Consider the following 20,746-nt stretch of genomic DNA (forward strand, 5'->3'; position numbering starts at 1 on the left):
CTATAATCTGGTATGCAGCTAGCTGTTATATACAGTCGTGTGCATAGTCTAAAAGGTGAAGTTTTAAAGGTTAAAATTTTGGACGCTTGAATAAGGAACTTATTATAAATGCGGCTCCGACAGGGGTAGAAATAGCCTTACTGGAAGATAAAAAGTTAGTAGAATTACACCACGAAAGCGGAAATCCTAACTTCGCAGTAGGCGATTTGTACCTGGGCAAGGTTAAAAAGCTGATTCCCGGCTTAAATGCTGCATTTGTCGACGTAGGCTTCGAAAAAGACGCCTTTCTACATTACACGGATCTAAGCCCCTATATCCGCTCCATTCTTAAATTTACGCAACAAGCTCTCGGCGATAAAACACCAGAAGGGTTTGATTTTACTAAATTTAAAAATGAACCGGAAATAGTTAAGACCGGTAAAATTACTGACGTTTTGGGCGGTAAACCCAATCTACTCGTTCAGATCCTCAAAGAACCAATTTCTTCCAAAGGCCCGCGCCTGAGCTGCGAAATTTCTCTACCCGGAAGGTTTATCGTGTTAACACCCTTTAATGATATTGTAGCGGTTTCTAAAAAAATCCACTCTTCCGAAGAAAGAAAAAGACTGCAGAAAATTGTGGAAGCCATCAAGCCTCCCAATTTCGGCGTTATCGTACGCACAGCCGCCGAAGGAAAGAAAACGGCAGAACTACATGAAGACCTCACCACCCTGGTTGAAACCTGGAAAAATATCCAGTCTAACCTCAAAGGTGGACAGGCACCGCAGAAAATACTCAGCGAACAGGCTAAAACCACCAGCATTCTGCGCGACCTCCTCAACGAGAGCTTCAATAGGATCGTAATAAACGATAAGAACATATATACCGATACCAAAACGTATATCCAGAAAATAGCACCGGAAAAACAAAATATTGTAGACTACTACAATAACGGCTCGCCTATCTTCGATAACTTCGGTATCACCCGCCAGGTGAAAGCCTCCTTCGGTAAAACCGTAAACCTCGACTCCGGCGTTTACCTCATTATCGAAGCCACTGAAGCCCTGCACGTAATCGATGTGAACAGCGGTTATAAATCATCCAGCAACAACCAGGAACAAAATGCCCTCGCATCCAACCTGGAAGCCGCCGCTGAAATAGCCCGACAGCTCCGCCTGCGCGACCTCGGAGGGATCATCATCATCGACTTCATTGATATGAAACTGCCTGAAAATAAAAAGACAGTTTTTGAAGCAATGGAGAAATTCATGCAGCTCGACCGGGCCAAGCACACCATTCTGCCTATTTCCAAGTTCGGACTCATGCAGATTACACGCCAGCGCGTGAAACCTGAAGTGACCATCTCCGTAGCCGAAGATTGCCCTACCTGTAAAGGAACCGGTAAAATAGGCGCCTCCATGCTAATCCTGGAGGATATAGAGAAAAACCTGCAATACCTGATCAATCACCAGCACAAAGGACTGAGCATTCACGTTCACCCAATCCTCTTTGCTTACCTCACCAAAGGATTCCTCACTTCCAAACAGTGGAAATGGTACTTCCAGCTAAAGAAATGGATCAAAGTAAAAGCGGACGCTAATTATCACCTCACAGAATACCGCTTCTTCGATTCCAATGAAGAAGAGATCAAGCTCTAAACAATCAGATGCACCAATAAGTTATTAAAGGGAGATGTAACAAGTAGCCGTTACATCTCCCTTTAAATTTTTATAACATGCACCTCCCGGAAGCTTTAACTCGGTTAATTTCATACATTTACGCAATCGATCACCCCGTTATTCAGGCATCGGAATTGCCATGCTTATTCATAGAACCACATCCATAACTCATATGAATCTACGTTTTTATACCTCAATGGCCCTGCTGTTTACCCTCGCCTTTGCAGCCTGTCAACAGAACAGTGGCCAGCGCAAACGCCTGAAAGCCAGGGATACCGTGCACTATAGCAAGGAAGAATATATTGAGCGTACGCTCGACAGCAACCAGCTCAATACCTTCATCGCCGCACATCCTAACTACCAGCCCTACGCGGAATTCATCAAAAATTTCTACAGTGAGCGGAATTATCACTACGCCTGGATCAACAAAGAAGGACTTACTGAACAGGCCGGTAATTTCATTAATATGATGAAAACTGACGCAGCCTTCGGTATTAAAGACAGCGCTGTAAATACCCCTGAACTGCGTATGCTCATCGATACCCTGGAGCTGAGCGATTCCAGCCTCAACGCCAACGTGAGCGAAATCCCACGCGTGGAAATGATGCTGACCTCCCAGTTTTTCAGCTACGGCAACAAAGTATGGGGAGGCCTTACCAGCGATAATGCCAAAGACCTGGAATGGTTTATCCCCCGCAAAAAGCTGGATATGAGCAGTCTGCTCGATTCCATGATCACCGGATCAGGGAATATTGAAACCAACGCCCCGGTAAATCCACAATATAAAATGCTGCGCGAGCGACTGAAACAGCTCGCCGTAGTCAACGAACACGTGAAATGGGATACCTTGCCATCTCCCCCAAAAAACCTGAAAAAAGGTGATTCCTCTGCGCTGATAGCTGCGGTGAAAGTGAGACTGCAAGCCTACGGTGACCTGCCAGGTCACGATAGCTCCGGCGTTTTTGATGCTGCCACGGACACGGCTGTACGAAACTACCAGATCCGTATGGGCCTTAAAGACGATGGTTTAATATCTCCCGCTATTATTAAATCCCTCAACGTGCCTATAGCACAGCGTATCAGGCAGGTGCTGCTGAACATGGAACGCCTTCGCTGGGTAGCCGTTGAACCACCTAAAACTTATATCCTGGTTAACGTTCCAGAGTTTAAAATGCATGTATACAAGGATGGGAAGCTGGACTGGAGCTGTAACGTAGTGGTGGGAACACCCGGCGCAAATACCGTTATCTTCAGCAACGAACTGAGATACGTAGTGTTCAGTCCATATTGGAACGTGCCTCCCGGTATACTTTCCAAAGAAGTGCTGCCCGGTATCAAACGTAGTGGTGGTGCGTACCTTGCCCGACAAAACATGGAAATTGTAGGGGCCAGTGGCAAAGCAATTTCACCGGGTTCCATCAACTGGAGTAAGTACTCCGGCAGGAATTTCCCGTATATCGTACGTCAGCGGCCTGGTGGTAAAAACTCCCTGGGTAAGGTTAAATTCCTGTTCCCGAATGAGTACAATATTTACCTGCATGATACCCCTGCCAAGTATTTATTTGAGAGAGACAAACGTTCGTTCAGCCACGGTTGTATCAGGGTGGAAGAACCTAAGCACCTGGCCATGTGGTTGTTGAGAAACGACTCTTCCTGGACAGAAAAGAAAATTGACGATGCCATGAATGCAGGGAAAGAAAAATATGTAACGCTGAAAGAGAAAGTGCCGGTGTTTATCGGGTATTTCACGGCTTTTGTGGATAGCGACGGGCGGCTGAATTTCAGAGACGATGTATACGGCCACGATGCCAAGCTGGCGGCGACTTTATTTGGAAATAACTAGTTTTTTTATTCCAGAGACCTTGGGTCTCTGGAATAAAAAAAGTCCCTTCCGCCGAAGGCGGAAGGGACTTTTTCTTATAAGACAGCAATCACTGAAATTTCCACATTCACACCCTTTGGCAACGCTGATACCTGCACGGTTTCGCGCGCAGGATAGGAGCCGGTGAAGTAACTACCGTATACCTCATTGATCTGCGCAAAGGTGTTCATATCTGTAATAAAAATGGTGCTTTTTACCACGTTATCGAAGCTCATGCCTGCTTCCGTAAGGATAGCCTGCAGGTTCTTCATCACAAGGTGAGTTTCGTCCACTACACCGCTTTTTACCAATTCGCCGGTAGCAGGATTCAGCGCGATCTGACCGGAAATATACAGTGTGTTACCAGCTTTCACTGCCTGGTTATATGGCCCGATAGGAGCAGGGGCATTTTGGGTATTAATGATTTGCTTTTCCATGAAGGCGAAAGTATAAAATAAATAGGTTCAACGCCAGTGGCACACAGGGAGTTGCATCATATTTAATGATTCTTTATTAGGTTTGCTGAAATTTTACACATGAATATCCTGGTAATTGCAGACGCCCAGCGGTATGAAGAGTTGCAGGAGAAAGGACTGGGGAAAAATAATGTACAGTGGAAAACTAACCTGGAAGATGTGTTGTCAGTAAAGGCATTCGATCTGGTGATTGATGCCCTGTTTGACGACCGGCTTTCCAACGCAGCCATATATGCACGTAATCCGGAAGTGCCTGTGCTGGCATGTACGGTAAAGGTATCGTTGGCTGAAACCATGAGCCATACTGCGTTTGAGCAAGGATTCAATATCATGGGATGTAACCTGTTGCCCGGCTTTATTACCATGCCGGTAACAGAAGTGGCTGTGCTGGAGGAAACTCAATTCAGCCGCCTGGATAATATCATGTACCAGCTTGGCTGGGAATACGCCGTGGTAGGGGATGCTGTAGGATTGGTTACGCCGCGTGTAGTATGTATGATCATCAATGAAGCGTACCTGACAGCGGAGGAAGGAACGGCTTCCCGCCATGACATTGACATCTCCATGAAACTGGGTACTAATTATCCGTTAGGACCATTTGAATGGTGTGAGCGCATTGGCGTTAAAAATGTATATGAAGTGTTGAAGGCAGTGCAGGAAAGTGCCAATGATGGCCGGTTTGAAGTAGCTGCCTTATTAGAAACCGAATACGAAGCAATTTAGAATATGGCACTGATAATAAATATCGATACTGCAACAGTAAGAGGGTCTGTGAGTCTGGCCCGCGATGGTAAAGTGATACAGACCCTGGCCAGTGAGGAGCAGCGCGATCATGCAGCTACGATGGTATTATTTATTCAGCAGTTACTACAGGAGCAGGGTGTCAGTCCTGCTGCGGTAGATGCGATTGCAGTAAGTGCCGGCCCTGGTTCGTATACGGGTTTACGTGTGGGAGTAGCTACTGCCAAAGGCTTGTGCTATGCCTGGGAGAAGCCGCTGATAGCGGTGTCTACGTTGCAAATGATGGCGGAGGGAATGGTTTTACAGCAGCGGGATGCAAACGCATTGTATTGTCCTATGCTGGATGCCCGCCGTATGGAAGTATTTACCGGCGTATATACCAGCCGGTTAGTGGAGGTATTGCCGCCACAGGCACTGATTCTGGATGAAAATTCTTATAAAGATCTGTTAGCTCAGCATAAAGTTATTTTCTTTGGAGATGGTAGCCCAAAGTGGCGCCAGTTGCTGAATTCGCAGGATAATGCCGCGTTTGCTGAATATGAGATGAACGCCGGTGATATGTCACTGTTATCAGAGGCCGCCTATGCGGCTAAATCCTTTGCTGACCTCGCCTATTTTAGTCCTTTTTACCTGAAACCGTTCTTTTTTCCAAAAAAAGCATAGCACGGACGTGTGATTCTGTCACGTTTCTGTCAAATTACATCTTTTTTGCACGTATCTGACGGATATATATGAAAAAATAAGGTATAGAAATTTTTTTTATTGTGACAGATATTATATTTTTGTATAAATCGATAACCACAATTGTTGTCTAACTGTTTGTGTGTACTGTCCGTTGATCCCTTTCATTTCATCATTTTTTAAAACTATTATGCGATGGAAAAAACATTATTAACTACCTCTTCTAATACTCTTATTATTTCTAGAGGTAACAATGAAAAAGACCAGATCAAATTGGATTACATTGCCGTTAAAAAAGCCGCTATGGTTTTGCGTGCTATCAACCATAAGCTGCGCCAGCAGATGATTAAGCTGCTGGAGGATCATAAAAAAATGACTGTGACTGAGATTTATGTGAAATTGCGTCTGGAACAATCGGTAGCATCACAGCATCTCGCAATTTTAAGGCGAGCAGGCATCGTAATTACAGAAAGAGATGGTAAGTTCATTCACTACACTATCAACAAGCAACGTATTGCTGAAGTGGCTAAGTTTGTGGAAGAACTCGTAGGTTAATAATCCCGTGTAGCTGCCACGCCAGTTATGCAGAGAAAATTATATAAAAAAGTAGCCGCATGCGGCTACTTTTTTATTTTGGTATAGATTTTATCCATACCTACGCCAGCCATATAATTCGTAAATTTGTGAAAATCAAAAACCATGTTCGTAAAGCAATTATACACCAACTGCTTATCAGAAGCGGCATACTTCATTGAATCCAATGGGGTAGCGGTAGTAATAGATCCGCTGCGGGATATTGAAGTGTACCTGGAGCTGGCAAAAGAACGTAACGCAACCATTGAATACATTTTTGAAACGCACTTTCATGCTGACTTTGTATCCGGCCACCTGGAGCTGGCGAAAGCCACGGGAGCTAAAATAGTTTTCGGTCCGGATGCGGTTACTAACTTCAACGCATATATTGCCAAAAACAACGAGGAATTCAAGATCGGTGAGCTCACACTTAAAGTGCTGCACACGCCTGGTCATACCCTGGAATCAACCTGCTACCTGTTGCTTGATGCACAGCAGCAACCGTATGCCTTGTTTACCGGCGATACGTTGTTTGTGGGAGATGTGGGTCGCCCGGATTTGTTCAGTGGCAACCTTACCAAAGAAGAGCTGGCAGGCATGTTGTTCGAATCGCTGAACAATGTGATCAAAGCGCTGCCTGATAACGTGATCGTTTATCCGGCACATGGTCCTGGCTCTGCCTGTGGCAAAAACCTGGGTCCTAACACCTACAGCACCATTGGTGAACAGAAAGAAAGCAACTATGCGCTGCTGGCTACCGATAAAGCTAAATTTATTGAAGAAGTAACAACAGGCCTTTCTACGCCTCCTTCTTACTTCCCGATCAATGCTAAAATCAATAAGGAAGGTTATGATGCGCTGACTGCCGTTATGGAAAAAGCCATGCAGCCACTCACGCCTGCCGGGCTGAAAGCGAAAGCTGCTGCCGGAGCACTGATCCTGGATACCCGCCCCGCCACTGAATTTGGCGACGGTTTCGTACCTGGTTCCGTGAGCATCGGTCTGGAAGGCCGCTTTGCAGAATGGGCAGGTAGTCTCCTCCCGTTTGATCAGGACATCGTGCTGGTTACCCCTGCTGGTAAAGAAGAGGAAACAGTTGTGAGAATGGCGCGCGTAGGTTTCGAAAACGTGGTTGGCTACCTGCAAAACGGGTTCCCTGCCTGGGAAGCTGCCGGTGAGCAGAAAGACCTGATCATCACCGTAGAACCAGATGAACTGGCCATGGACCTTCCGCACGACGAAAACCTCGTGATAATGGACGTTCGTAAGCCCGCTGAATATGCGAGCGGACACATCAAAGATGCCGTAAACCTCTCCCTGGTAGATATGAAAGACCCGGGTAACCTGGCCGATATGGAAGATAACCTGAACTTCTATGTACACTGCCAGGGTGGCTACCGCAGCATCATTGCCTGCTCCCTCCTGAAAAGAGAAGGTATCCACAATATCCGCAACGTAGAGGGCGGTTATGCCAAAATGAAAGATGAAAAAGGATTGGTAGTAGTGAAGGAAAAACCTGCGCTGAACTAAAAACTTTCCTGATAATATTTGGAGCTTGCTCTTTAAGGGGTTCATTCGTCGCCACCGGCGACGGCTGAACCCCAATTTTCTTTCGGGTCGAAGGCCTGAAAGAAAATTTGTTGGCGCTTTATATTTTAATAAAAAATAACATGATAATTTAACATCATGTCTGTATGTGATTTACAATAAGTTATAGCCGGAAAAAATTGTCCATTCGGGCGTTTATCCTTAACTTCTATGGCTAAAACACCCAGTCATGAAGAGAAAATCCTTACTTGTTGCCCTGATCATATCCATGGGCGTATTTATGTTTGCCTGCAAACCTTCTGACAGCAAAATTCAACAGGCAGCGAATGAAAAACTAAGTGTCATCCCCGGCATTTCTGCAGATGTAAAAAACGGAGTAGTTACCCTTTCCGGCGAGGTATCAGATGAGGCAGCACGTGCTGCTGCGGAAGATGCACTCAAAGATGTGAAAGGCGTAAAATCTGTTGACAACAAAATTATGGTGAAAGCACCGGAACCGGCGCCGGCACCAGTAGTCATTAATCCCGACGATCTGCTGAAACGCTCTCTGGACTCCGCCTACGCAGCAGCAGGATTTTCAGGTATCTCCGTTACTATTCTGGATGGCGTAGTTACACTGGAAGGCACCGCCTCTAAAGCTGACCTCCAAAAAATTGTACGCACTGCACAGGAGTCCAGGCCTAAGAAAGTAGTGAATAACATCAAAGTTAAATAACCCTTTAAATCCTTCTTGTCATGAGTTTACAGGACAAATACCAGGAACTGATAAACCAGGCTAAAACAGCCGGTGTTGCTGATCTGCAGGTTAGAGAGCAGGATAATGTGCTCTACATTGACGGCACTACTTCAGCCGCTGTAAAAGACCAGCTGTGGGATATCTACGAGAAACTGGACCCTGAAATGCGCTCCGCGGACGTGGTGATGAATCTTAAAGCCACCGATGCAGCCGCAGAAGAAAAAATCTACGAGGTAAAATCAGGCGATAACCTGAGTAAGATTGCGAAAAATTATCCGGGGGTATCCTGGAAAGATATTTTTGAGGCAAATAAAGATCAGATCAAAGATCCGAATTTGATTCATCCGGGGCAGAAGTTGAAGATTCCTTCTTAAACTTTTTCCCTAAAACAGCAAAGGGTGCCACTGGCAGCCTTTGCTGTTTTAGGAACGCTGACTAAAGTGCTTTGCCGCGAAACGCGAGTTTTTAGTGAGCCCCCAATTATTTATGTAGTTTCTTCTTTTTGATGGTCTTCATACCGGTGTTTCCACCTCCGGTGGCTCCACACCCATACTTCCGGCTGTTCATGAATATTTTTTTCCAGGAACCTCACGAAAGTTTCCGTGATCTTACCCGGAGGCTCATTGGCCGGATCTTCAAATTGCAGCGTTAAGGTAGCATTGTAATAGCCACGCTTGGGCTTCCGGATATCCGCAAACACCACGGGGATATTATGTCGTTTGGCGCTCATTTCAGGACCCTTGTAAAAGGGCGTCATTTTATTCAGGAAGGGATACCAGAGGCAGCTGCGCGGATTCCCTGGATTTTGATCGGCCACCAGTGCAATGAGATATTGTTTATCCAGCCATGGCTTAATACTGTTGCCCATATCGTTGGCTGGTAGCAGAATAGACCCTGCCTTCTCCCTGAAATGCCTGAAAAGCCTGTCAGCAGCTCTGTTGGTAAGTGGCATATACACCACCAGGAATGGAAAACTCACGCCCTGCATGCAGAAAACATTGGCCCATTCCCAGTTGAAATTATGCCCCAGGTGCATCTGGCAGCTCCTGCCTTGTGCATATAGCTCCCGCAGCACCGTAAGATCGCAGATGAAACGCTTTTGCAGCTCTTTTTCGCTCATGGTGAGCAGCTTGATGGTTTCTACCATCATATCCGTGAGGTTATGGAAGTATTTTTTTGCTATGCGGGTTATTTCAGCATTTGATTTATCAGGAAATGCCTGCCGTAAATTCTCAAAAACCACCTTCTTTCTATATCCCACTACATGGTATATCAGCACATAAAGAAAGTCACTCAGCAGATACAACACTCGTAAGGGCAACAAAGAAATTCCGTAAAATATAACCAGTAGTATATAGTACATGCTTCCTATCATTAAATTGATAGCAAAGGTAATGAAAACCAGGCTATTGCCTTACAGTACTATATTCTGCAACAGTTCACATTTGTACGGGTAATCAGTATTGAAATGCAGGCCACGGCTTTCTTTGCGGAAGGCTGCACCTTTAACAATCAGGTATCCTACGGTGATCATATTTCGTAGCTCACATAGCTGGGGAGATACTTCTGTTTTTTCGTACAAGTCTTCCGTTTCTTCATGGAGCATATCCAGGCGGCGTATGGCTCTCTGCAACCGCACATCTGTGCGTACAATGCCCACATAGTCGCTCATAATCTGTTTCAGCTCCTTCAGGCTTTGTGTAATGAGAATCATTTCCTTTGGCGCCGTGGTGCCACGTGCATCCCAGTCAGGTACACTATCCCGGAATGGAATACTGTCGATTTTACTGGTGGCATCCATAAAGCAGCGGTGTGCAAATACCATGGCTTCCAGCAGGGAGTTGGAGGCCAGCCTGTTGGCACCATGCAAACCTGTGCTCGCGCATTCGCCGCAGGCATACAGGTTACGGATAGAGGTGAGGCCCCACTCGTTGGTTTTGATCCCGCCACAGCTGTAATGCGCCGCAGGGGCAACAGGTATCATCTGCTGCTGCACGTCGATGCCGGCGGCTATACAGGTTTCGTAGATATTCGGAAAATGATGGACAAACTTCTCTATATCCATATGCCTGCAATCCAGGTATACATACTCGGTACCGGTGATCTTCATTTCGCTGTCGATCGCACGGGCCACAATATCACGGGGCGCGAGTGACAAGCGCGGATCATACTTATGCATAAAATCTTCGCCGTGAATATTCCGGAGTATGCCACCATCGCCGCGAACGGCTTCGGTGATCAGGAATGACGGGCTAACACCAGGCTGGTACAATGCCGTAGGGTGGAACTGGATGAACTCCATGTTCTCAATGCGGCCCTTGGCGCGGTATACCATTCCAATGCCATCGCCGGTAGCAATGGTAGGGTTGGTAGTGCTGCGGTATACCTGGCCGTTTCCGCCGGTAGCCAGCAGCGTTATTTTGGATAAGATCTTTTCGATTTCGTTCGTCTTGCGGTTGAGCACATACACACCGTAGCACTCAATGTCCGGGGTGGACTTAGTCACCAGGAATCCCAGGTGGTGCTGTGTGATCAGATCAATCACGAAGCAATGGGTTACCAGCTCTATATTTGGCCGCTGGTGAATAGCTTCCAGCAAGGCTCTTTCTATCTCTTTTCCGGTAATGTCCTTGTGGTGGATCACCCGGAAAACGGAATGTCCGCCTTCACGGCCAAGGCTGAAGTCGCCATTGGCAGTTTTATCGAAATTGGCTCCCCACTCAATGATTTCATTCACCCTTTCCGGTCCTTCGGTTACTACAATCTCCACGATGCGGGGATTGCACAATCCGTCGCCGGCTACCAGTGTATCATCGATGTGCTTTTCGAAACTATCGTTTTCCAGATCGTTCACTACCGCCACGCCACCTTGTGCATACTTGGTGTTCGTTTCATCCTCCCTGCTCTTGGTAATGATGGTTATTTTTTTGTCAGGACACTGCTGAGATACTTTCAGCGCATATGTTAGTCCTGCAATACCCGATCCTATGACAAGAAAATCTGTTTGCTGCATAAGGCAACAAAAGTACGAATTAAGCTGAAAGCTAATAGCCCTAAATTGAGGAGTGGCTCTTCTGTAATAACGGGTTGAAATACAGCACTGCACCGGTTACCAGCAGCCACTGCGCCAGGCCGTAGGTAACCATCACCAGCACGCCGTTGGCAGGCAGTGGCGTCATAAATTTTCCCACCGCAATCAGGCTGTCGGATATAAGGAACAGCACCGCCCCGGTGATGCAGTAGGCCCCTGCCCGCTGCCAGCTCAGGTGAAAGGCATGCAGGCTGCTTTGCACAGTGATGCTTAACGTAATTGCATATATAATCACGGGGATCTTCAGAGCGCCCAGCACCGGCATCAAATAAATAATAAAACCGATCAAAAATGCCGCATGCAGAAAAATCCAGAGGTACCTACACAAAGGCACGGGTGGATTACTATACCGTATCTTCAAAAAGAAACTGATGTACATCACATGCGCCAGTAAAAAACTACCCAGCCCGCCCAGGAAAAAGGTAGGATGCTGGTGGTCAAACATCAGCAATACATCCCCCCAGAAAGAGAAAAATAAAGCGAGTAAAAGAAAGATCAGATAACTGCGTTTTATGTACCCCCTTTCAGACAACACGAAAATGGCCAAAACGACCGTGAGCAATGGCTTGGTAACGTAGCGGGGAACTGGCAATTGCTGCGCAGTAAATATAACGTCTAGCAGTAAAATAATACTATATACCCATAGCCATTTGGAACGAAAGAGGGGAGCCATCATATGGTTAAATATTGAGGATGATAGAAAACGTAGAACCGTTGCCGTTAGTGGCGGGACTGCTTGCCCGCAGCTGGCCGCCATGCAGTTGTACAATTTGTTGCGACAGACTTAATCCTATGCCCGATCCTTTCTTTTTTGTAGTGAAGAAAGGAATGAAAATCTTTTCCATGGCGGCTTCATCTATCCCTGGCCCGTTGTCAGTCACTTCAATGTGGAGCAGGCCGGTGCCCGGCTGATACACCTGCATGGTAATAGCCGGATCTGGCGTGTGTTCCAGGGCATCCATCGCATTTTTTACCAGGTTAATCAGTACCATCTGCAATTGGGAAATGTCCGCATGTATCTCTGTTTGCTGAATATTAATTTCCAGAGAGAAATGAATGCCCGCCTGCTTCAGGTCCGCCTGAAACAGATTGGCCACCGCAGTTACAAGCGAACGTATATTTATCACCGTGAACTGAGGTTCCGGAAGGGCAGTATAGTCACGGTAGGCGTTTACAAAGTTCATAATGCCCTTGCTGCGACTCTCCACTGTGTCCAGCGCTTCCTGCAGGTCAGCAATACCCTCTGCATTAGTGGCGCCCGGCGCAATGTCCAACGCTACAATTTCCTGCATGGTGCCAATGAGCGACACAATCGGCGTTACTGAATTCATGATTTCATGCCGCAGGATTTTAGTGAGGTTCTGCCAGGCATCCAGCTCCTTCTTTTGCAGTTCCGCATGAATGTTTTGGATAGAAATCAGTTTGATCAACCGCCCCTGCAAACGCAGGGCAGTAGCGTGTATGGATAACTGTTGCTGTTGTTTGGTAGCGTACAGCGATTTATTCCCGGAGGGTAATTGCAGCAAAAGCTCGTCCAGCCCGGGATGTGAAGCTTTCAGTTCCGACAGGTTGCGCAACCGGTAAATGTTGAGCAACCGAAAGGCGGCAGGGTTGATCAGTTCTATTTTTCCGGCAGCATCAAAGGAAATCACGCCGATACTAATATGCTGAATAATGGTATCGATATATTTCAGGTTCGCCTCTTTTTCCGCACGTGTTTGCCGGAAGGCTTCCAGCACTTCGTTGAATTGTTGATTCAACTGCTGAAAGCTTTTGCCAAGCTTATTGTCGCTACTGAAGCGGATAGAGAAATCCTGGTAACGGATAGACTCCAGGAACAGCGTCAGCTTGCGGTTGATGCGGTTCAGGTAATGATAGATGCCATACATCTGACCCAGTACCAGGGGGATACAGAGATAGGCAAGTACTTCGCTGAATCTGAAAAATAGCCATGCCCCTGCGGTAATCGTTACGGCAAGCAGCACAACACGTATACAGAGGTTGATACTGAACCTGTTCATGCAGTGTGGTTAAATGTTATATTTTTCCAGCCTGCGGTATAAAGCTGCTCTGCTGAGTCCCAGTTCCCTGGCGGCTTCTGTAATGTTTCCGCTGCACTTTTTCATTGCCTGTGTGATGATGTTTCGTTCCATATCTTCCAGGTTGTAGCCGGTGTCTGCCGCCTGATCATTTGCCTGGTTGTTTTTGGTGAATACGTCTTTCGGTTGCAGGGTTTTTCCTTGTGACAGGATCACTGCCCTTTCTATGGCGTGTTGCAGTTCACGGATATTACCCGGCCATTCGTATTTCTGCAATTGCGTGATGAGCGCGTCGCTGAGACTATTAACAGGGCGTTTATATTTATCGCGGTAGATATTCAGGAAATGTTCTGCCAGCGGCACAATATCGTCTGTGCGTTCCCGTAGTGGGGGCAGGTGTATTTCGATGGTGTTGATCCTGAAGAGGAGGTCCTGGCGGAATTGTTGCTGGGTGGCCATTTGCGGCAGGTTTCTGTTGGTGGCGCAAATCAGTCGCACATCAATATTAACCAGTTTATTGGAACCTACTTTGGTCACATTTCTGTTCTGTAATACCGTCAGTAATTTAGCCTGGAAGGGGATGGTAATGTTTCCTATTTCATCCAGGAAGATGGTACCGCTGTTGGCTTCTTCAAACCTGCCTTTCCGGTCGTCGCGCGCGTCGGTAAAAGCACCTTTCACGTGACCGAACAGTTCACTTTCAAACAGGCTTTCGGAGATGGCGCCCAGATCCACGCTCACGAAGGGTTTATCGTTCCGGTGGGATTGCTGGTGGATATGCCTGGCCAGCATGTCTTTGCCGGTGCCGTTTTCACCGAGGATGAGGATATTGGCATCGGTGCCGGCTACACGCGATACTGTTTCGAATACTTCCTGCATGGCGGGGCTCTTGCCTATCAGCAGGTTACCGCCGGCGCTGGCATGGGTGGTACCTGGTTTGGCGGTGGCGGCTATATGCTTGTGGTATGCCGACTGAATAGTGGCTACGAGTTTATCGTTTTCCCATGGCTTGAGCACGAAGTCGGCCGCACCGGCTTTAATGGCTCTCACGGCCATTTCCACGTCGCCATACGCTGTAAATAATACCACTGTTGACTGAGGTTTGATATCGAGAATCTTATCCAGCCATTCAAAGCCTTCCTTTCCACTACTGAGGTCGCGGGTAAAATTCATGTCCAGCAAAATCACGTCGTAGTCGAAATTACTTATCAGGTAGGGTATTTTCTGGGGGTTCTTTTCGAAGTCAACCTGTTCAAAATGTCTTTTAAGAAGTAGGCGTGCGGCGCGTAAAACGTCTGCATCATCGTCTATAATAAGAATTTTCCCCTGTTGCATTGTGGTCATAGCGGTGATATTGAGTGGGTATTGGCTACAATAATAAAGAATTTTTCTCCGCATGAAAGCAAAGATTTGAAAGTGTCCGAATGTGAACAAATGCTGTGCGGAACAGGACAGATTTTAAGGGAGGAGTGCGCTTTAATTAATTGATGTACAGATGATTATGTTATTGGCATATGCATTGACTTCTACCGGACATCAAACTTTCCAACAAATCATGGACAGAAAACTAGAAAAGAAATTTTGGACCAGAAAACGCCTCCTGCTGATAGGAGTGGGCAGTATAGCTGTACTGTTACTGGCATATAACCTCATCTTTGCAGATCACAGGGCAACCCTTAATGTTGAAAAGGAGAAAATTACCATTTCACCAGTTACCAAAGGAACTTTTGATGTATACATTGCTGTAACAGCCGTGGTAATGCCTTTAAAAACTATTCGCCTCGATGCCATTGAAGGAGGGTATGTAAGTCATAAATACCTGGAAGGCGGCAGCATGGTGAAGGCTGGCGATTCTATCCTGAAGCTGGACAACCAGCGGTTGATGATGGACTTCGTAAATCATGAGACAGAGATATACCGTTTACAGAATGAGTTGCAGAATACCCGCCTGTCTATCCGGCAGCAGAAGTTCACCATGCAGCAAACGATGTATGAAATGGAGGCAAAGATTGCAGCCGCGCAGGATCTGTACGACCGGAACAAGCAGCTGGTAGATGAAAAGATAGTAGCACGGCAGGAGTTTAATAAAAACAAAATTGAGCTGGAAGGACTTCTCAAGCAAAGGGATATCCAGCAACAATCCCAGCAATACCAGGACGAAAATGCCGTACGGCAGATTGCCCAGCTGGAAGGTACACTGGTAAGAACGCAGCGTAATCTGGCATTGATGAAGGAGAACCTGAACAGCCTGATCGTACGTGCCCCGGTAGATGGTCAGTTATCCTCCATAGATGTGGAAGTAGGTTCCAGCATTACTGCCGGCCAGAATCTGGGTCAGATCGATGACCTGAATGGATTTAAATTGCGTGCAGATATTGATGAACACTATGTTTCACAGGTTTTCTCCGGTTTAAAGGCCACCTTTGAGTTTGACGGTAAGAGCTATGAAATGATGGTGACCAAAGTTTATCCGGAGGTAAAGAATGGCCGTTTCCAGGCGGATCTTACCTTTGAAAAGCAAACACCGGAAGGCATCCGCCGCGGGCAGTCGAGCCCTATCCGGCTGGTACTGGGTAAGTCCAACGAAGCGATCCTGCTGCCGCTGGGCGGTTTCTTCTCCGACACGGGTGGTAACTGGGTGTATGTACTTGATAAGGATGGCAAACGTGCCGTTAAGCGTACCATCACGCTGGGCCGTAAAAACCCGCTGTTTTTTGAGGTGCTGGAAGGGTTGCAGCCTGGCGACAAGGTGATTACTTCTTCTTATGAAAGTTTTGGCAACAAAGATGTGTTAGCCTTTTAGTAATATTATATTCAGAATCCCATAAAAGTCTTTTTATGATACGTACCGTTAACTTACAAAAGCTCTTTACCACTGAAGAAGTAGAAACAACAGCTTTGAATGGTATTAATATGGAAATCCAGGATGGCGAATTTGTGGCCATCATGGGCCCTTCCGGATGCGGAAAATCGACCTTACTCAACATTATTGGATTACTGGATAATCCTACTGACGGGGAGTATCATTTCTGGGGCAAGGAGGTGGCGCGCATGAGTGAGCGCCAGCGGGCCCAGTTGCGGAAGGGGGCTATCGGTTTCGTATTCCAGAGCTTTAACCTGATTGATGAACTGACCGTATACGAAAATGTGGAGTTGCCGTTGCTGTACCTGAAGGTGCCGGCGCCGGAGCGTAAGCAAAAAGTGGAGGAGGTGCTGGAGCGCATGAATATCATGCACCGCCGCAATCACTTTCCACAGCAGCTGTCAGGTGGTCAGCAGCAGCGTGTGGCCATTGCCCGCGCCGTGGTAGCCAAGCCTAACCTCATCCTGGCCGATGAGCCCACCGGTAACCTCGATTCCACCAATGGGGAAGAGGTGATGAAGTTACTGCAGGAGCTGAATAATGCCGGTACTACACTGATCATGGTTACGCACTCGCCGTATGATGCAGGTTTTGCCCACCGGGTGATCAACCTGTTTGATGGCCGTGTGGTAACAGAAAATATTAAGGAGCAATTCCACGTATAGGCCAGTACGTTACATAACTGCGTGTATTCCATCGCGTTAAATTTTCGAGTAGAATAACAAGTGAACAAGTAATCAGGGAGTGTGTCCACACACTCTGTCTATATAATTTGCAAAAATCAAACTATGATACAGTTACAAGATATCTCCAAACACTATCCCGTAGGATTTGGAAAAAATGAAATTCTGAAGAATATCAACCTGACCATCCAGGAAGGTGAGTTTGTGTCGATCATGGGCCCTTCCGGTTCCGGTAAATCCACGCTGCTGCATATCCTTGGACTGCTGGAAGAACCATCTGCCGGGAGTTACCTTTTCCAGGGTGAGCGGGTAGACAGTATGAATGAAAAGAAACGCACCCAGTTGCACAGGGGCGCCATCGGTTTTGTATTCCAGGCCTACCACCTGATCGACGAGCTGACGGTGTACGAGAATATTGAAACTCCTTTATTATATAAGAACGTGCCGGCATCCGAAAGGAAAAGCAAAGTGGCGGATATACTCGACCGCTTTAACATGGTGGCTAAGAAAGACCTTTTCCCCAGCCAGCTTTCGGGCGGGCAGCAGCAGCTCGTGGGTATTGCCCGCGCACTGGTGGCAGAACCGAAGGTGATCCTGGCCGATGAGCCTACCGGCAACCTGCATTCCGACCAGGCTAAAGTGATCATGGAGCTATTCAGCCAGCTAAACAAACAGGATAAGATTACCATTGTACAGGTTACCCACTCCGATGTGAATGCCACCTACGGCAACACGATTATCCAGATACAGGATGGTATAATTCAATAATAATAATCTGATAAAAAAAGATTATGTTGTACACTCAAATTTTGAGGTATGTCGCCATACCTACTAAAATTTTACCTTCCGTCAATAAGAAGAGGAAAGTATCAATACAATTACTATATTTTTGTAATGCTATGAGATTATCCCGATATACAGGCTGGTGCCTGTTACTATTCATGTTTGCTAACATCTCACAAGCTGTAGCGCAGGATACGTGGAGTTTGCAACGTTGTGTTGATTATGCATTGCAACATAATATACAAGTAAGGCAACAGGACATACAGAAGCGTATGGCCGAGCTTACCCTGAAGCAAAGCAAATTGAACAGAATTCCGTCTGTTAATGCCAGTTTAGGTGGGGCATACAACGAAGGTCGTAACCCCAGCCCTGAAACCAATACTTATACGCAGCAATCCTTCACCTCGTTGAATGGTAGTGCCAACGTACAAGGTGATATTTTCAACTGGTTTGCGAAGCAACACCTGGTAAAGGCCAATACCTTTGATTTGAACGCCAATAATTTCCTGATGGACAAAGCCAGGAACGACCTCGCGTTTAATGTGGCCACCGCCTTCCTACAGATTTTGTTGAATATCGAACAGGTAAAAGTGAACGAGGTGCAGGTAAAACTCACCAACTCCAACCTGGGAAATACTAAGAAACTTGTTATCGCAGGATCTGTTCCGGAAAGTAACCAGGCCGACCTGGAAGCGCAGCTGGCAACAGATAGCGTGAACCTGGTAACCGCTCAGAATAATGTTATCACATCTATTTTGCAGATGAAAGCCTATATGAACCTGGACTTCGAAATTCCATTTCAGCCGGAGGTGCCAGAGAACATCTTTGATATGCCAATTGCCCATTTAAGTGAGATGGCGCCTGAAATGGTTTACAGTGCGGCCACTACCACTTATCCATTATTGAAAGCGGACGATTCAAAAGTTCAGGCAGCAGAATATAGTTATAGGTCCACCAGGGCTGGATTATATCCGTCGCTGGGCTTCACTGCCGGTCTGGGATCATCCTTTGCCAATAACTTCAGAAGTCTGGATATAACAAAAGTTCAAAGATCAATAGACACAGTAGGTTACCTCGCCAGCGCGCCCACCCAGGCGGTGGTGAAAGAAGGGGCACACATACCTCCCAGCGCCTACTATATGACCCCATTTGGCGATCAAATCAGTAATAACTTCCAGCAGTTTATTCAGTTAAACCTGCGCATCCCTATTTTCAATGGCTGGCAGGTAAGGGCCAATACCAGAAAAGCGCAGTTGAATGTAGAAAATGCTAAGCTGACTAAGGAACTGGATGTGCAAAAGCTCAGACAGGATATTTACACTGCCCATGCCAACGCAGTGGCTGCCCTGCAGAAGTACACGGCATCTTCCAAAGGAGTGGATGCAGCTCAGAAAGCCTATGATTTTGCCACCAAACGTTTTAACCTTGGTCTGATGAATACCATCGACTATATTACCACACAAAGTAAGCTGTTCAGGGCCCAGATCGACAAGGTTTCTGCACAATACGATTATATATTTAAAATGAAATTACTGGAGTTCTACAGAGATCAAAAGATATCGCTGTAGTGCTTTTCAGGAAATAAACTGCTTTATGAAGAAAAAGACACTTTACTGGCTCATAGGCATACTCGGTTCACTTATTGTTCTACTCGTCGTCCTGAAAAAAACAGGCGTTATTGGTAAGGAAGAAGGTATTAAAGTCGCTACAGAAAAGGCTGGCCGCAAAAACATTATCGAAGTAGTAACAGCCAGTGGAAAAATTTACCCCGAAGTAGAAGTAAAAGTTAGCTCCGACGTTTCCGGTGAAATCACAGACCTCCTGGTACAGGAGGGCGACAGCGTAAAAAGAGGCCAGGTACTGGCACGCATATACGCAGATATTTATGGCTCCATGGTGGACAAGGCTGCCGCCTCCGTGAGTCAGTCGCAAGCCCAGCTGGCGAATACCACCGCGGCGCTTAATTCCTACAAAGCCCGTCTGGATCAGAATAAAGCAGCATTCAATCGTAATAAGGAACTGCTGGAACAGAAGGTAATTTCAAGATCAGAATACGAAACCGCGGAAGCCACTTACCTGGCTTCCCTGGCAGACTATAACGCCGCTGTACAGCAGATCAACAGTAACAAATTTGCTGTTGCCAGTGCACAGGCAAACCTGACTGAGGCTAACAAAAACCTGGGTCGCACCACCATCAATGCGCCAATGGGTGGTATCGTATCCCTGCTCTCCGTGAAAAAAGGCGAGCGCGTGGTAGGTACGGCACAAATGACCGGTACTGAAATGTTGCGCATTGCAGATATGAACGCCATGGAGGTGCAGGTAGATGTGGGAGAAAATGATATCCCTAAAGTTAAATACGGGGATACTGCCATCATCGAAGTAGATGCTTATAATAACCGCAAGTTTAAAGGGATAGTTACACAGATTGCGAGCAGCAGTAAGGGCGCAGCCACCGCCACAGCTGCTACCAGCAGCGCTGAACAGGTGACTAACTACATCGTACATATCCGCGTGCTGGCGGAGAGCTATGCGGATCTTATGACGGTTACCAACGGAGGCCGGAAAATTTATCCTTTCCGCCCGGGCATGAGTGCCAGCGTTGATATCCAGACAAGACACGTCAACAACATTCTGGCTATTCCTATCAATGCAGTTACTACCCGCGATCAGGACAGTGTGAAAGGAGATAAGAAACCGGTGCAGGATAATACTACGCCTGGTTCTTCTGAAAGCACCAAACCTGAGTTGAATGAAGTAGTTTTTGTATTACAGAAAGATATGACTGTTAAAATGATCAATGTCACCACGGGTGTACAGGACGATACTAACATTGAAATCCTGTCCGGATTAAAAGAAGGTGATGAGATTATTACTGCACCATATTCAGCAGTTTCACGTACTTTATCCAACGGTAAAAAGGTGAAAGTGGTTCCAAAAACACAGTTGTTTGAGGGGACTCAAAAGTAACGGGGATATCCTGTAACATATTGGAAGCCGCGCCTTTGGTGCG

19 protein-coding genes are annotated in these 20,746 nt (G+C 46.6%); 13 read left to right on the plus strand and 6 right to left on the minus strand.

All coding sequences use genetic code 11. The annotated features are described in order from the left end of the window. Nucleotides 1–86 precede the first annotated feature (86 nt). Both KW844_RS02170 and KW844_RS02175 read left to right on the plus strand, forming a co-directional pair. Entirely contained in the window at nt 87–1,637 is a 1,551-nt protein-coding gene (locus KW844_RS02170; protein ID WP_218375060.1) for an Rne/Rng family ribonuclease, read from the plus strand. A 193-nt stretch (nt 1,638–1,830) separates the two neighbouring features. Continuing rightward, a complete protein-coding gene (locus KW844_RS02175) occupies nt 1,831–3,501 on the plus strand; it encodes a murein L,D-transpeptidase (protein ID WP_218375061.1) in 1,671 nt (556 codons plus the stop codon). Nucleotides 3,502–3,575: 74 nt separating this feature from the next. Here the strand turns inward: KW844_RS02175 and KW844_RS02180 are convergent, their stop codons facing one another. Then, nucleotides 3,576–3,956, minus strand: coding sequence for a RidA family protein (locus tag KW844_RS02180; protein WP_218375062.1), 381 nt, complete (start codon nt 3,954–3,956; stop codon nt 3,576–3,578). A 99-nt stretch (nt 3,957–4,055) separates the two neighbouring features. Between KW844_RS02180 and KW844_RS02185 the strand changes: the two genes are divergently transcribed. From KW844_RS02185 to KW844_RS02210, 6 genes are all read left to right on the plus strand, one after another. Beyond that, entirely contained in the window at nt 4,056–4,718 is a 663-nt protein-coding gene (locus KW844_RS02185) for a 3-hydroxyacyl-CoA dehydrogenase family protein (RefSeq protein WP_218375063.1), read from the plus strand. A 3-nt stretch (nt 4,719–4,721) separates the two neighbouring features. Then, nucleotides 4,722–5,399: a tRNA (adenosine(37)-N6)-threonylcarbamoyltransferase complex dimerization subunit type 1 TsaB gene (gene tsaB, locus KW844_RS02190; RefSeq protein ID WP_218375064.1), complete on the plus strand. Its 678-nt coding sequence runs from the start codon at nt 4,722–4,724 to the stop codon at nt 5,397–5,399. Between the two features lie 213 nt (nt 5,400–5,612). Further along, nucleotides 5,613–5,972 (plus strand): helix-turn-helix transcriptional regulator, encoded by a 360-nt coding sequence (locus KW844_RS02195; protein WP_073084462.1) that lies wholly within the window; start codon nt 5,613–5,615, stop codon nt 5,970–5,972. A gap of 144 nt (nt 5,973–6,116) precedes the next feature. Then, entirely contained in the window at nt 6,117–7,520 is a 1,404-nt protein-coding gene (locus KW844_RS02200; RefSeq protein ID WP_218375065.1) for a rhodanese-like domain-containing protein, read from the plus strand. A gap of 247 nt (nt 7,521–7,767) precedes the next feature. Continuing rightward, nucleotides 7,768–8,253, plus strand: a complete 486-nt coding sequence (locus KW844_RS02205) for a BON domain-containing protein (protein ID WP_218375066.1) — start codon at nt 7,768–7,770, stop codon at nt 8,251–8,253. Nucleotides 8,254–8,273: 20 nt separating this feature from the next. Then, nucleotides 8,274–8,648 (plus strand): LysM peptidoglycan-binding domain-containing protein, encoded by a 375-nt coding sequence (locus KW844_RS02210; protein WP_218375067.1) that lies wholly within the window; start codon nt 8,274–8,276, stop codon nt 8,646–8,648. A gap of 110 nt (nt 8,649–8,758) precedes the next feature. Here KW844_RS02210 and KW844_RS02215 read toward each other — a convergent pair whose 3' ends face one another. Genes KW844_RS02215 through KW844_RS02235 form a run of 5 tightly spaced genes read right to left on the minus strand, consistent with a single transcriptional unit; the run spans nt 8,759 to nt 14,748 of the window. Next, a complete protein-coding gene (locus KW844_RS02215) occupies nt 8,759–9,649 on the minus strand; it encodes a lysophospholipid acyltransferase family protein (protein ID WP_370626443.1) in 891 nt (296 codons plus the stop codon). 39 nt (nt 9,650–9,688) lie between these two features. Continuing rightward, complete coding sequence (gene nadB / locus KW844_RS02220; protein ID WP_218375069.1) at nt 9,689–11,287, minus strand: L-aspartate oxidase; 1,599 nt, start codon at nt 11,285–11,287, stop codon at nt 9,689–9,691. A gap of 40 nt (nt 11,288–11,327) precedes the next feature. Then, entirely contained in the window at nt 11,328–12,041 is a 714-nt protein-coding gene (locus tag KW844_RS02225) for a lysoplasmalogenase (protein WP_218375070.1), read from the minus strand. 4 nt (nt 12,042–12,045) lie between these two features. Then, entirely contained in the window at nt 12,046–13,386 is a 1,341-nt protein-coding gene (locus KW844_RS02230; protein ID WP_218375071.1) for a PAS domain-containing sensor histidine kinase, read from the minus strand. A gap of 9 nt (nt 13,387–13,395) precedes the next feature. Then, nucleotides 13,396–14,748, minus strand: coding sequence for a sigma-54 dependent transcriptional regulator (locus KW844_RS02235; protein WP_218375072.1), 1,353 nt, complete (start codon nt 14,746–14,748; stop codon nt 13,396–13,398). Nucleotides 14,749–14,959: 211 nt separating this feature from the next. Between KW844_RS02235 and KW844_RS02240 the strand changes: the two genes are divergently transcribed. The 5 genes from KW844_RS02240 (at nt 14,960) to KW844_RS02260 (ending at nt 20,703) form a co-directional block, all read left to right on the plus strand. Then, nucleotides 14,960–16,207, plus strand: coding sequence for an efflux RND transporter periplasmic adaptor subunit (locus KW844_RS02240; RefSeq protein ID WP_218375073.1), 1,248 nt, complete (start codon nt 14,960–14,962; stop codon nt 16,205–16,207). A gap of 35 nt (nt 16,208–16,242) precedes the next feature. Next, nucleotides 16,243–16,932: an ABC transporter ATP-binding protein gene (locus KW844_RS02245; protein WP_218375074.1), complete on the plus strand. Its 690-nt coding sequence runs from the start codon at nt 16,243–16,245 to the stop codon at nt 16,930–16,932. A gap of 123 nt (nt 16,933–17,055) precedes the next feature. Continuing rightward, a complete protein-coding gene (locus KW844_RS02250) occupies nt 17,056–17,718 on the plus strand; it encodes an ABC transporter ATP-binding protein (protein WP_218375075.1) in 663 nt (220 codons plus the stop codon). 131 nt (nt 17,719–17,849) lie between these two features. After that, nucleotides 17,850–19,301 carry a TolC family protein gene (locus KW844_RS02255; protein WP_218375076.1) on the plus strand — a complete coding sequence of 484 codons (1,452 nt, stop codon included), beginning with the start codon at nt 17,850–17,852 and terminating at the stop codon, nt 19,299–19,301. A gap of 25 nt (nt 19,302–19,326) precedes the next feature. After that, nucleotides 19,327–20,703 (plus strand): efflux RND transporter periplasmic adaptor subunit, encoded by a 1,377-nt coding sequence (locus tag KW844_RS02260; protein WP_218375077.1) that lies wholly within the window; start codon nt 19,327–19,329, stop codon nt 20,701–20,703. Nucleotides 20,704–20,746: the final 43 nt, after the last annotated feature.

It is taken from the genome of Chitinophaga sp. sic0106 (assembly GCF_019219075.1).
Classification (GTDB): Bacteria; Bacteroidota; Bacteroidia; order Chitinophagales; family Chitinophagaceae; genus Chitinophaga.